The sequence below is a fragment of the Rhizobium sp. GW821-FHT14E12 genome, from assembly GCF_058803745.1.
The window spans coordinates 65,729-78,368 of sequence record NZ_JBXAPH010000003.1 but is presented as its reverse complement, the minus strand read 5'-3'; the positions used below and the strand labels follow the sequence as shown (position 1 = coordinate 78,368).

The following is a 12,640-nucleotide window of genomic DNA, read 5'->3' as shown; positions in this document are numbered from 1 at the left end:
CGGCATTCAGTGCGGATATATATCAACCAGCCCGAAGGCAGCTTCAAGCGTGGTGAACTTCCGTTCCCTGGATAGCGGAAAGGATCCAGTCCGAACCGGGCTTGCGCACGAAGGTCCATATCTCGGTGGTTTCCGAGGCATTGCGATCGTCGCCGTCGACAAGCCGGCCCGTCTTGCGGTCGAGCAGTGCGTCGACGCTCGAATAGCGCATCGCCAGGGTGGCGTATTCGGCACTGTCCTCGCGCCAGGATTCGGCAATGTCGCCCTGCAGCAGACGAACGTCGGTGACGCTGTTGCGGACGCCCTTGGTGGCGTTCTCGCCAAGCTCCTCTGCAAGATAGGACATCGCCTCCGGCGTAGTGAGCAGGCGCAGCGTGGCGTAATCCTCGGAACCATAGGCTGACTGGACCTCGGTCAGAAGCTTTTCGAAGCGGTCGAGATCACCTTGCTGCAACCCGATCTCGTCATTGGCCTGAACTGGCTTTTTCTGCGCGCTACCGCTTAGCCCGCCGCCGATCGGCGGGATGGGGAAGGAGGAGGGCTTGGATGCGTTCATATTAAACGACGCATTCGCTCCGGAAGGTGCATATTGAGGCCGTTGGCGGTTTGCGAAAAACCGCATGGCGAAGCGGATGGCAAAGAAGATCAGCGCGGCTTGCAGCAGCAGGCCGAGGAAGCCGAAACCGCCGCCAAAGCCATGGCCGATCAGCATGCCGAGAAGGCCGCCGGCGATCAATCCGCCGATCATAGAGCCTCCGAAGCCGCCGAAAAGGCCGCGACGCGGCTGCGCAGCGGCTGCACCGGCCACTGACGGCGTTGCGGTCTGCTGCTGCGGCGTCATCGTCCGTTCGATCGGCGCGGCCTGCGTTGGGGCCGTCCGCGTGACGGCCGGTGTGTCGAAGGTTCGCGTTCCACGGCTGCCAAACCCGCTGGAGCCGGCGCGACGGGCATCTGCATCGTCAAAGCTCACAACGGATGTGGCGGCGGCGAGGGCGACGATGGCTGCGACCTGAGCGAAACGTGGAATTGCGCGGAACATTGGTTCTCCTGTCCTTGGGCAGAAAAGCGATTTCCAGCCTATATAGGAATGCAATCTTGCGATTGTAAGTTCGCGGGAGAACTTCCTTTTGGGCGAGGCAGGCGCGAGTTCTTAAATGCCTGACCCGTCAAGGTTCTTGTCATCGTCGCCTTCCCATGGCGGAGGCATCGAGGCGCGACGGAGGTTAGCCGAGGGCATCGGCATCCAACATTTCAATTCCGGTTCGGCATATTCGATGATCTGCCCGGGGGAGGAATCGGACGCACGCCACCCTTCTCCCGCAAACTGATCGCCATTCGACCAATATGCGAGGTCAACTTCCGCCGGCCCCTGCTCAGATTGTCGGATCGTGACCAGAATCCGACTGCCGTCTTTCGGTGCACTTGCCATATGGCGCCAACGGTCTGCCTCGTCCATCGCTTTTCCTCCAGCTTGCTACCGGTTGCGACTGTCGCCTCGCCATTGAAAGTGGTCAACTCAAACTTTGCACAACCCATTTCTATTGATTGTCTAGATAGACGCTCTCGATGAGCAACGCGGCTGTACCTCGCGGTCATCGAAGCTAATTCGCGCGGTCGTGCATTTGGGGAGCGCGAAGGCTTTGGCCCAACCGGCATTAGCCGTATCGATACGACTGGCGGCAAAACCATGTACTTCACCGTCGCGTCAAATCGCTTTGAGCAGCGCGGCAATAGGATCTCTATCCTCTTCCTCTCAGGCGCTCACCGCTGCCAATAGGCGGCGACGCTGAAGCGGGAGCGGTCGGCGGCCATCTCGGTCTTCATGAAGTTGCGGATGGCACGGGCTTCGGTCTGTTCGCAGGCAACCCAGACGAAGGTTTCGGGATCGGACGTGAGTACGAGATCGCGCAGGATACGTTCCAGCACGCCGGTGGTTCCAGCGGCTGCCTGGTTGCGATGAAGCCAGGTGACATCCAGCGATGCGGCCGAAGGCAGCGATTGTTCCTCGTGCCGGTCCGCCACTTCCAGGAAAATCCGCAGTTCGGTTTCCGCAGGCACTGTGGCTGCAATGCGGGCAATGGCGGGCAGGGCGGTCTCGTCGCCGGCGAGAATGAGCTTCCGGGTAGTGGGCACGCCACCGCCACCTGGGCCGATGAGACCCGCCCGGTCGCCGGGGCGAGCATTCAAAGCCCATGACGCGCCGGGAATATTGTCGCCATCGTGCAGCACGAAATCGATATCCATCTCACCGTTCGCAAGATCGATGTTGCGGATCGTGTAGGCACGGATGGTCAGCGCGTCCTCGCCTCTTGGCCAATGAATGCGGCCGTCCGGCTCCGTATGCGGCCAGACCGGTACGCGGTCCTTCGGTGGGATCAGCAGGCGCACATGCAGGCCGCCGTCCATGAAATGCTTGGCGTCCTTGGTTGCGACGGTTACGCGGCGCATGTGCGGAGTGATGTTGCTCGCACAGACAACGGTGATCTCGCGGAAATCGGGAATGGTGGCAGCCTGCGGCCCGTCGGCCCAGGTGAGGTCGAGCGTCTCGCCGGATGATGCAAAGAGCCGTTCGGCGACCATGCTGCGGACACTAAAAAGCATGGCGGCGGTCGGGCAGCGCAGTTTGATGTCGAGACGGTTTGACGATACGGCGATATCGGCACTGCCGATGACGGTTTCCAGCCGCGCGCCTTCGGCACTTCGCGTCACCGTCACATGCTCCGCCAAATACTCGCAGAGTTGATCGAGCAGGCGCCCGGCATCGGCATGGGTGGCAACGCCCGAGGCGGTGAAATCTCTCGCATGCATCATTGGATAGCCTCCTTTTGCATCGCCTTTGCGTTTGGAACGAGGACGAGGATCGCCGTCGAGCGATCCTCGGTTCTCTGCCATAGCTGGGAGTTAAAGTATACTTTTATTGTCCACTTACCACTTCTTGCTGAGCTTGAAGGTAATGGTTCGCGCCTCGCCGTAGCCGCAGACATTTTCCCCGGCGCAACCCGCGACATAGGTCTTGTCGAAAAGGTTGGCGACGTTGAGCGAAGCGCCCCAGCCCTTCTTCTCGTAACGGATGCCGGCGTCGAAGAGTGTCGCGGAAGGCACCCGTAGGGTATTGTCTTCGTCTGCCCAGGACTTGCCCTGATAACGCACGCCGGCGCCGATGCTCAGACCATCAAGCGTGTCGCTGGTGAAGGCGTAGTCGAGCCAAAGCGAAGCGGTGGAGTTCGGCACGAGGTAGGGCGAATTGCCGACGACGGTTTGATCGAGATCCTTGGTGATTTCGAGATCCGTGTAGGAATAGGAGCCGAGCAGCTTCCAATTATCGTCGAGATTGACCTTGCCTTCGAATTCGACGCCGCGCGAGCGGACTTCGCCGATCTGACGCTGCAGGAAGGTGGTGGGGTCCGTCAGCGCCATGTTCTTGCGATCGATCTGGAAGACCGATGCGGTGAACAGGCCGTCGATGAAATCCGGTTCGTATTTGATGCCGGCTTCGTATTGCTCACCCTTTTCCGGTGTCAGGCCGCCGCCGGTGACGCTGGTGCCGATCAAAGGATTGAAGAAGGTCCCGGCGCTGATATAGGGCGTGATGCCGTTGGAGAACTCATAGGCAAGACCCGCCCTGCCGCTCGGCGCGTTTTCGTTCGACTTGTAGCTCGTGCCGACCTTGGAGTCGGAATTGGTATCGACGAAGTCGTAACGACCGTTGAGCGTTACCAGCCAGCCGTCGCCGAAGCGCATCTGGTCCTGCGTATAGATGCCGAGTTGCTGCTGTGTCATGACCTGATTGAGGTAGACGAAGTTCGTCCCTTGCGCCGTGCCGTAAACCGGGTTGGTGGCGCTGATCGGGTTGGAGCCGCAGCAGGCCTGGATCTGGTCGAGCCGGTAGATCGAATAGTCGGTGCCGATCAGGAAATCATGGCTGATAGGCCCGGTGTCGAACTTGTTCTCGGCGCGGGTGTCGACCGAGAAAGTATCCACCTTCGAACGCTCGAAGAAGCCGATGCGGTTGAGCATGTAATTGGGGTCGTCATAGGATGGATCGAGCGGATTGCCGTCCACATAGCCGTTCAGATACGGGCCTTCCTCGCGTTTGTAGAGATGGCCGTAACGCGCGTTCTGCGACACGGTCCAGCCACCATCGAAGTCGTGCGAAAACTCGTAGCCGAGCATCTGCTGGGCATATTTCAGATTGTCGATACTGCGCTCACCATAGAAGGCATCGCGCTTGATCTTGCCGAAGGGTGCGTCGACGACGGTGCCGACATAGGGGAAGAAGCCGTTGCCGGTGTGAATCTCGTCGAGGCCGCTGAGCATGCCGTAGACGGTGAGCTTGGTGGAATCGTCGGGAGAGACGGTGATCTGCGGCATGATGAAGCCGCGCAGGTCGTGGGTGCCGTCGCTATAGGTATCGCCGCCGGCGATCTTGCCGGTCAGGCGGTAGCGATAGACGCCGTCGGCCGAGAGCTTGTCGGAAAAGTCGAAGCCGACAAAGGCGTTGCCGAGATTGTTGATGCCGATCTCGGTGTAATAGGAGGGATCGTCGGTCGGCTCCTTGCGCACCATGTTGACGAGGCCGCCCGGATTGGATCCGCCGTAGAGCACGGAGGAGGGACCTTTCAACACTTCCACGCGCTCAAGCATGAAGGGATCGATCTGGAAACCGCCGAAGCCATAGCTATAGAGCGTCAGGCCGTTCATGAAAACGCCGGTCTGTGTCGCGTCGAAGCCGCGAATATAAAACCAGTCGGTATCGCCGTCATTGCCGAAGGGCTGGGTGGTGACCCCCGGCGTGTAACGCAGCGCCTCGTCGACCTTGTTGGTGATGCCGCGATCCTGCATTTCCTGCCGGCCAATGACGGAGACCGATTGCGGCACTTCGGTGATCGGCGTGTCGGCTTTCGAACCGGCTGTCGTCTTGGTGGCGACATAGCCCTTGACCGGGGCGGTGCCGTTCTTTTCGCTGTCTTTCTGGCCGCCCTGGATGACCAGCGGCTGCAACACCGTCGGGCTCTCCTGCGCCATAAGCTGCGTGCTGGATAGTATCGTCGCGATGGCCACGCCCGCCATCAGCCGCCACATCGATACGTCTTTGCTCAATCCCTGCATGTCCGTCATCAGTCCCAACTTCGCGCCCTGTCGGCTCGACCAAGTGGCCAGCCCCTCGAATAAGATGAGCAATTAACTCATATTTATTGGCGCGGCTTGTCTGATTCTGGGGAAATTGAATATTTTTGGGCAATTCTCCGCAATGTCGGCAATTGCCCATGGGGTGTGGCATTTAGGCAATCTGGCTTCTCTTCCAGCTTGCCGGGGTGGTGCCGACATTCTTGCGGAAGACGCGGGTGAAATGCGCCTGATCGGCAAAGCCGGTCTCGACGGCGACATTGGTGAGCGGCGTGTCGCCTTTCAGCAGCAACTGCTTGGCGCGCTCCAACCGCGCCCTCGTCTGCCATTGATGCGGCGGAAGGCCGGTGGAGGCCTTGAAGGCGTGGCTGAAATGCGATTGCGACAGGCCGGTCAGCGACGCCAATTCCTCCAGCCGGATCGTGCGTAGGCAATTTGCCTCGATGTAATCGACCGCGCGCCGCAATTGCCAGGCGGCGAGTTCGCTGCGCCGGCGCGGTTGCGGACCGCGCAGCTGCAGCACATTGATCAGCAGCGACAACGTCAGGCCATCGCCGTAGAGATCGTGCAGCGGCTCCGGATTTTCGCATTCGGTCGCGATCAGCTCGGCAAGCGCCATCAGCCGTGGATCGGAGAAATGCAGGCGTGGATTGTCGAGGCGCGATGGATCGATATCTTCCATCAGCCTTTGGCCGATAATGTCGGCATCGAAATGAATATCGAGATGGCGGACGAATTCGATGCCGGCAAGATCCGCCCAAAGCTCCATACCGGCGGGAATGTAGGACATTCTCTCGTGATCATAGTTCTGGGGCCGGCTTTGGGCGCGCGGCGAGAGCCTGACGCCATTCGTGCCGGAACCGCGCTGATCGAGCAGGATGAAGAGCCGGGGATCCTCGGCGACGTAATAGCCGCCGGCGCGGGCCGCGCAATTGACGTTCCAGACATCGGCAACGACGCCGTTCCATTGGCGCCGGTGGACACCGCCGACAACGGAAAAGCCGCCAATCCTGTTTTGCATCCTTGGCTGAAACATCGTCCCCAGCTCTAAGCATTGCCGCTGGCAATAATCCTTCTTCATATACTCAAGTTATTACCGCAACAAACTCACCATGGCAACGCAGTGCGTAAAGGGTCGTGTGGTGCGAGGTTCTGGTGGTTCGTTACTATTTTTATAACGACATGATGATTGACTCATTATACCAGATGAATTATCACTCCTTCAAATTGGTGAGGGTTGGGGTGATGAGGACCATGCTTTTTTGTGCCGCCGATAAGAGGGGCGTCGGCTCCCTGGCGATTTGAGGGGATCGCGTCGCGGCTCGAAAAATCGAGGTAAGTGCGGCTGATCCTGACCTGCAATGTCACTCATCCTTGATGTTCGCGTTTCCTCGCTGACGAAGCAGAGGGCACTGAGAGAGCCGTTCCCGCGTCCTTTGCAGGCAAGCGGCATACCGTCGATTTCTCGATGCAAGATCCGGGATGCGGAAGGCGCGCAAGTCGCCGTTGGCCGGCACGCAAGCAACCATAATTGACCATCTGAAACGAGGCTGTGTCACGCGCCGCGATCGGGGATCGTTGGGAGGCAAAGCCGTATAGGGAGGAAATCGGATATCATGAGTGACGTGCAAACTGGCATTGCTCCTGTGGAGCAATCGGCGCTTAAAAAGATTTCATGGCGATTGGCGCCCTTCATCGGGCTCATGTTCTTCATCAATTTTCTGGATCGGACGGCCATCTCGTTTGCCGGCCCCAATGGCATGACGACCGATCTCGGCCTGACCGCCGCGCAATTCGGTTTTGCCGCTGGGATATTCTTCCTGGGCTATATCGTCCTCGAAATTCCAAGCAATCTGGCGCTCCATAAATACGGCGCGCGGCGTTGGCTGGCGCGTATCATGGTGACATGGGGTATCGTCTCGCTGCTGTTCACGTGGGTGAGCAGCGCAACGGAACTCTACACGCTGCGCTTCCTTCTCGGTGTCGCCGAAGCGGGCTTCTTTCCCGGCGCCATTCTATTCCTGAGCGGCTGGGTACCTTCCCGTCATCGGGCAAAGATCCTGGCGCTGTTCTATCTCGCCCAGCCGCTGACGACCGTCATCGGAGCACCCGTCGCATCCCTGCTCATTCAGGCGCACGGCGCGTTCGGGCTGGAAGGCTGGCGCATCATGTTCTTCGGCGTTGCCGTTCCCGCCATCGTCGTCGGCATCATCACCTGGTTTTACCTCCCCGATACGCCAAAGGACGCAAAGTGGTTGACCAAGGCGGAGAAGGATTGGCTGGTCGGCGAGCTTGCAAATGAGGAAAAGGCAATCAGCAAGTCACACGGGAACATGGTCGGCAAGGCGCTGACGAACGGCCGCGTATGGCTGCTTGCCATGGTTTATTTCGGAATGATCTATGGCCTTTATGCGCTCGCCTTTTTTCTGCCCACGATCATCGCCGGCTTTGAAGCGAAATTCGGCACGAAGTTCGACGTGTTCGACAAGGGGCTGATTACTGCCATTCCCTACCTGCCGGCGGCAGTTGCCCTGTACTTCTGGAGCAACGACGCTTCAAAGCGTGGGGTGCGTACCTGGCACGTCGGAATTCCCGCGCTGGTCGGTGCAGCAAGCATACCGTTGGCTCTCTATATGTCCTCGCCTGAAGCAACGATCGCCGTGATTGCCATAACGGCCTGCGCGATCTTCTCCGCCTTGCCGAACTTCTGGGCGCTGCCGAGCAAGTTCCTGACCGGTGCCGGGGCCGCCGCGGGCATAGCTTTGATCAATACGATCGGGAATCTCGCCGGTTTTGCCGCGCCATATATCACCGGCGCCGTCAAGGATATGACCGGCTTCTATCAGCTGCCGATGTTCATCGTCGGAGCGTTCATGTTGCTGTCGGCTATCCTGGTCTTTTCCATCAGACAGCCGCGTGCGCCCGAAGGTGCCTTGAGCCTGGCATCTCGATAAGCGAAAACGGCGCGGATCGAACAGTTCGTTTGATATGAAAGCGGCCGGGGCTTCCACCCCGGCCATTCTCTATGAAGCCAGATTCTGGTCTCTTGCGTCAGGCCGCCTTCAGAAGGTCGCCATGTGGATCGAGGACATATTTCGTCGCCGCACCCTGGTCGAAGCTCTCATAGCCCTGGACGGCATCGTCCAGCGAGATGATCTTCGCATTGACGATGTCGGCGATCGGCAGACGGTCGTGCAGGATCGCCTGCATGAGCTGGCGGTTATATTTGATGACTGGCGTCTGGCCGGTGTGGAACGACTGCGCCTTGGCCCAGCCGAGGCCGAAGCGAAGCGAGAGATTGCCTTCCTTGGCGGCACTGTCGACGGCGCCCGGATCATCGGTCACATAGAGGCCGGGAATACCGATCGATCCCGCCGCCCGCGTGATTTCCATCATCTGGTTGAGCACGATGGCCGGCTGTTCGCCGCCCGAATGGCCCCTGGCTTCGAAGCCGACGGCGTCAATGGCACTGTCAACCTCGTTCGTGCCGACGACTTGAGCGATCATGTCGCCCAGACGGTCTCCCGCTGAAAGATCGATCGGCTCAAAACCGACTCTCGCCGCATGGGCGAGACGATCCTTGTTGAAGTCGCCGATCATGACAACGGCGGCACCGAGGATGCGGGCGGAGGCGGCGGCCGCAAGACCGACCGGACCGGCGCCCGCGACATAGACGGTGGACCCAACGCCGACGCCAGCCCGCACCGCGCCATGAAAGCCGGTCGGCAGGATATCGGAGAGCATGGTGAGATCGCGGATCTTCGCCATGGCCTTGTCGCGATCCGGGAATTTCAGCAGGTTGAAATCGGCATAGGGAATGGTGACGTAACGGGCCTGTCCGCCGATCCAGCCGCCCATATCGACATAGCCGTAAGCGCCGCCGGCGCGCGACGGGTTCACGGTCAGGCACACGCCGGTATCTTGAGATTTGCAGCAGCGGCAACGGCCGCAGGCAACGTTGAACGGAACCGAGACGATGTCGCCGATCTCCAGCATTTCGACATCGATGCCCTTCTCGATCACCTCGCCGGTGATCTCGTGTCCAAGGATGAGGCCGGGCATGGCAGTGGTGCGGCCGCGTACCATATGCTGGTCGGAGCCGCAGATATTGGTCGAGATCACCTTCAGGATAACCCCGTGCTCGATGCGGCGGCCGTCCGGCGCCTCAAGCTTCGGATCGTCAATGTCGCGGACTTCCACCTTGCCGGGCCGCATGTAGACGACGCCTCTGTTCCTGCTCATACTCACTCCTCCTATGGGTTTCGATGCATGGATCCCGCCGCCGGCAAGACCGGTGACTAGAACTCTTCCAACCGACCTGCCTCCTCTGCAGATCGGCCAACGACGGCGCTTCCGGATAGCGCGGCTGAGCGGCAGTACCGGAATGGCGCATAAATGCGGACCGAAGCGGTCCCTTGAACACCATGAGCAGACCACGATGGACGGCGGACAGAGGCAGTGAAAGCGACATGAGCGCGGTGCAAAGACGACAGCCCGCGGATTAAGTGCGGCGACGGTCCTGCAAACTTATCAGGCGAGGCGATGTGGAAGAGGTTCGCGATTGGCTGATGACGGCGAAGCGTCGTTCAATGCAGCCGCTTGCCGCTCGCCGGGTCGAACAAATGGACCTTCCGCGTATCGATCCTGAGCGGGACGGACTGGCCGACGGATACCGAGGGGCGGTCCCTGACAGACGCGATGATCGATTGGGAGCCGGCCTGCAATTGCAGGTGCGTATCGGAGCCTGTCGGCTCGATGATGATGACCTTCGCCTGCACACCGTCCGTGTCGACGACAATATGTTCGGGCCGGATGCCCAATTGAACGGATTGTCCGATGTAAGCGTGTGCATGATCCGGCAGCGGCCAGTGCACACCCTCTGCTGCTGCCAATTCCACCGTTCCGTCCCGGTCGACGACAAGACCATCGATGAAATTCATCGATGGCGACCCGATAAATCCGGCGACGAAACTGTTCGCGGGCCTATCGTAGATTTCAAGCGGCGAGCCGACCTGCTCGATATGGCCGCCGCGCATCACCACGATGCGGTCGGCCATGGTCATGGCTTCCATCTGGTCATGGGTGACGTAGACCATGGTGGTGCCTAGGCGTTGGTGCAAGGTCTTGATTTCCGTACGCATTTGAACGCGTAACTTCGCGTCGAGATTGGAGAGCGGTTCGTCGAACAGGAACACTGCCGGGTTGCGGACGATGGCGCGACCCATGGCCACGCGCTGGCGCTGTCCGCCGGACAGCTGACGCGGGTAGCGGTCGAGGAGCGCTGTGATATCGAGAATGCCGGCGGCGTCATTGACCTTTTGTTCGATCTCCTGCCGGCTGCGGCGCGCAAGCTTCAGTGAAAACGCCATGTTGTCGCGAACGGTCATATGCGGATAGAGCGCATAGGATTGAAACACCATGGCGATATCGCGCTCATTGGGCTCGAGGTCGTTGACGACGCGGTCACCGATTTCGATCTCGCCATCACTGATGCTTTCAAGCCCGGCGATCATGCGGAGCAAGGTGGATTTGCCGCAGCCCGAAGGTCCCACAAGCACGACGAATTCACCGTCCTCTGCCGCGACGGAGACGCCATGCAACACCTCAAGCGCACCGTATCGTTTGACGGCATTGCGGATTGTCAGTTTCGCCATGATCTAGCTCCCAAGTGTCTCTCCCGGGCGCCTTAGCGCCCGCCCATGCCCGCGTTGAGGGCGATGCTGTTGTAGATGAGCTTCTGGAGGATGATCGCGAGGACGATCCCCGGAAGCATGGAAAGGGCGGCACCCGCCATCAGATAGTTCCACTGCGTCCCCTGCTGCGTCTGGAACAGGGTGAGCCCCACCGGCAGGGTGGCATTGTCGGCTCCGGTCATGACGATCAGCGGCCAGAGAAAATTGCTCCACTGCCCCATGAAGGTGAACAGCGACAAAAGCCCGATCGCCGGCATCGACAGCGGCACGATGATGCTGACGAGAATGCGCAGCCGCGAGGCGCCGTCGATCCGCGCCGCCTCTTCAAGCTCCATCGGAATGGAAAGAAAGAACTGCCGCATCAGGAACGCTCCGAAGGTGCCGAAGGAGACCGGTAGGATCACGCCCGGAAAGGTGTTGACCAGGCCCAGCCTGTTGACGATCAGAAACAGCGGGATGATGAGCATCAGCGGCGGCACCATGAGCGTGCCGATATAGCCGAGCAGCAGCATCTCGCGTCCCCTGAATTTCAGCCGCGCGAAGGCATAGCCCGAAAGGCAGGATACCAAGACGGTGATCGCCGTGACGCAGATGGCGATGATGGCGCTGTTAAGGAAAAATCGGCCGAAGGGCAATCTGGTCCAGGCGGCTGCGAAATTGCCCCATTCGAAGACCTCAGGCAGAAGGCGCACCGGTATCGCCATCACCTCGGCGTTGGAGCGCACCGCATTCGAGACCATCCAGAAGAAGGGGAACAGGAATGCCAGCGCAACCAGAAGCAGCGCGGCGTGATTGAGAATGTCGAGCGCCAGCTTTCGGCGTGCCCTGGCTTTGGACTTAAGCGTCATAATGCACCCATTTGCGCTGGAGCCAGAATTGCAGGGCCGTCAGTGCCATGATCAGCGCGAACATCACCCAGGCGATGGCTGAGGCGTAACCCATCTGGAAGTTCTGGAAGCCGCGCTGGTAGATGGCGTAGCCGAGCGTCGCGGTCGATGAGCCAGGGCCGCCCTTGGTCATGACGTAGATCTGGTCGAAGACTTGTAATGAGGTGATCGCCGTCATCACCGTGCCGAAGAACAGGGTCGGCGAGATCAGCGGCAGCCGGATTTTCCAGAAGCGATCCCAGGCAGTCGCGCCGTCGATCCGCGCGGCCTCCAGATAGGTTGCCGGCACCATGTCGAGCGCGGCGTTGAACAGGACCGTATTGTATCCGATGCCGGCCCAGAGCGAGGTGATGATCACCGCCTGCATGGCGAGCGTCCGGTTGTTGAGGACGCCTGAGAACGGCAGTGAGAACTGCGCCATGAGGCTGTCGAAAAGGCCGCCGCTGGTGAAGATCAGCATCCAGACGATGGCAACCGCAATCAGCGGCGTGAAGGTGGGCAGAAAGAAGACCACCCGGAACCATCGCTGGCCGATCTTCAGGCTGGAGATCCACGTCGCCAATCCCAGCGAAATGATGATGTTGAGGACCAGATACTCGGCGGTGAAGAAGATGGTATTGCGCATCACCGTCCAGAATTGTGGGTCGGTGGTAAGCAGGCGCGTATAATTGGAGAAGCCGACGAAACGCGGCGTGCCGAGCAATTGCCAGTTGGTGAAGCTGAGCGCGATCGAAGCAAGGATCGGCAGCACAAGAAAGAGGAAAATGCCGATAAGGCCGGGCAACAGGAAGAACAGGGCTGTCCACCCTTCTCCCCTGAACCATCTTCTGGAACGCGGCCTTGGTCTCGCATTGAGGTCGGTGTGTTTGGCCAACATTATGGGCCTCTCCTTTCCGGCAAGCGGCCTGCGCTCGGGCCGATTCACCCGACCGC

The 12,640-nt window shown here is 59.9% G+C and carries 10 protein-coding genes; 1 reads left to right on the top strand and 9 read right to left on the bottom strand.

What is annotated here, in order from left to right; all coding sequences use genetic code 11:
* Window positions 1–43 precede the first annotated feature (43 nt).
* The 5 genes from AC1RO0_RS13695 to AC1RO0_RS13675 all read right to left on the bottom strand — a co-directional run bounded on the left by AC1RO0_RS13695 (window position 44) and on the right by AC1RO0_RS13675 (window position 6,163).
* Window positions 44–1,039, bottom strand: a complete 996-nt coding sequence (locus AC1RO0_RS13695; protein WP_498593438.1) for a TIM44-like domain-containing protein — start codon at window positions 1,037–1,039, stop codon at window positions 44–46.
* Window positions 1,040–1,150: 111 nt separating this feature from the next.
* Window positions 1,151–1,456, bottom strand: coding sequence for a hypothetical protein (locus tag AC1RO0_RS13690; RefSeq protein WP_498593437.1), 306 nt, complete (start codon window positions 1,454–1,456; stop codon window positions 1,151–1,153).
* Window positions 1,457–1,761: 305 nt separating this feature from the next.
* Window positions 1,762–2,811, bottom strand: a complete 1,050-nt coding sequence (locus tag AC1RO0_RS13685) for a siderophore-interacting protein (protein ID WP_498593436.1) — start codon at window positions 2,809–2,811, stop codon at window positions 1,762–1,764.
* 114 nt (window positions 2,812–2,925) lie between these two features.
* Window positions 2,926–5,109 carry a TonB-dependent siderophore receptor gene (locus AC1RO0_RS13680; RefSeq protein WP_498594022.1) on the bottom strand — a complete coding sequence of 728 codons (2,184 nt, stop codon included), beginning with the start codon at window positions 5,107–5,109 and terminating at the stop codon, window positions 2,926–2,928.
* Window positions 5,110–5,281: 172 nt separating this feature from the next.
* Window positions 5,282–6,163 carry a helix-turn-helix domain-containing protein gene (locus AC1RO0_RS13675; RefSeq protein ID WP_498593435.1) on the bottom strand — a complete coding sequence of 294 codons (882 nt, stop codon included), beginning with the start codon at window positions 6,161–6,163 and terminating at the stop codon, window positions 5,282–5,284.
* 580 nt (window positions 6,164–6,743) lie between these two features.
* Here AC1RO0_RS13675 and AC1RO0_RS13670 point away from each other — a divergent pair.
* Window positions 6,744–8,081, top strand: a complete 1,338-nt coding sequence (locus AC1RO0_RS13670) for an MFS transporter (RefSeq protein WP_498593434.1) — start codon at window positions 6,744–6,746, stop codon at window positions 8,079–8,081.
* Window positions 8,082–8,178: 97 nt separating this feature from the next.
* On the opposite strand, the gene fdhA is transcribed toward AC1RO0_RS13670, so the two are convergent.
* The 4 genes from fdhA to AC1RO0_RS13650 form a co-directional block, all read right to left on the bottom strand.
* The gene (gene fdhA, locus AC1RO0_RS13665; protein ID WP_498593433.1) at window positions 8,179–9,369 is read right to left on the bottom strand and encodes a formaldehyde dehydrogenase, glutathione-independent; all 1,191 of its coding nucleotides are present in this window, start codon (window positions 9,367–9,369) and stop codon (window positions 8,179–8,181) included.
* A gap of 344 nt (window positions 9,370–9,713) precedes the next feature.
* Window positions 9,714–10,781, bottom strand: coding sequence for an ABC transporter ATP-binding protein (locus AC1RO0_RS13660; RefSeq protein WP_498593432.1), 1,068 nt, complete (start codon window positions 10,779–10,781; stop codon window positions 9,714–9,716).
* 32 nt (window positions 10,782–10,813) lie between these two features.
* Window positions 10,814–11,668 (bottom strand): carbohydrate ABC transporter permease, encoded by an 855-nt coding sequence (locus AC1RO0_RS13655; protein WP_498593431.1) that lies wholly within the window; start codon window positions 11,666–11,668, stop codon window positions 10,814–10,816.
* The gene (locus tag AC1RO0_RS13650) at window positions 11,658–12,584 is read right to left on the bottom strand and encodes a carbohydrate ABC transporter permease (RefSeq protein WP_498593430.1); all 927 of its coding nucleotides are present in this window, start codon (window positions 12,582–12,584) and stop codon (window positions 11,658–11,660) included. Before AC1RO0_RS13650 ends, AC1RO0_RS13655 begins: the two co-directional genes overlap by 11 nt.
* Window positions 12,585–12,640 lie beyond the last annotated feature (56 nt).

Bases quoted from the DNA above. Each gene is read 5' to 3' on its own strand.
- AC1RO0_RS13660 (WP_498593432.1), bottom strand. From the start codon at position 10,781: ATGGCGAAACTGACAATCCGCAATGCCGTCAAACGATACGGTGCGCTT.
- AC1RO0_RS13680 (WP_498594022.1), bottom strand. From the start codon at position 5,109: ATGCAGGGATTGAGCAAAGACGTATCGATGTGGCGGCTGATGGCGGGC.
- AC1RO0_RS13655 (WP_498593431.1), bottom strand. From the start codon at position 11,668: ATGACGCTTAAGTCCAAAGCCAGGGCACGCCGAAAGCTGGCGCTCGAC.
- fdhA (WP_498593433.1), bottom strand. From the start codon at position 9,369: ATGAGCAGGAACAGAGGCGTCGTCTACATGCGGCCCGGCAAGGTGGAA.
- AC1RO0_RS13650 (WP_498593430.1), bottom strand. From the start codon at position 12,584: ATGTTGGCCAAACACACCGACCTCAATGCGAGACCAAGGCCGCGTTCC.
- AC1RO0_RS13670 (WP_498593434.1), top strand. From the start codon at position 6,744: ATGAGTGACGTGCAAACTGGCATTGCTCCTGTGGAGCAATCGGCGCTT.
- AC1RO0_RS13695 (WP_498593438.1), bottom strand. From the start codon at position 1,039: ATGTTCCGCGCAATTCCACGTTTCGCTCAGGTCGCAGCCATCGTCGCC.
- AC1RO0_RS13690 (WP_498593437.1), bottom strand. From the start codon at position 1,456: ATGGACGAGGCAGACCGTTGGCGCCATATGGCAAGTGCACCGAAAGAC.
- AC1RO0_RS13675 (WP_498593435.1), bottom strand. From the start codon at position 6,163: ATGTTTCAGCCAAGGATGCAAAACAGGATTGGCGGCTTTTCCGTTGTC.
- AC1RO0_RS13685 (WP_498593436.1), bottom strand. From the start codon at position 2,811: ATGATGCATGCGAGAGATTTCACCGCCTCGGGCGTTGCCACCCATGCC.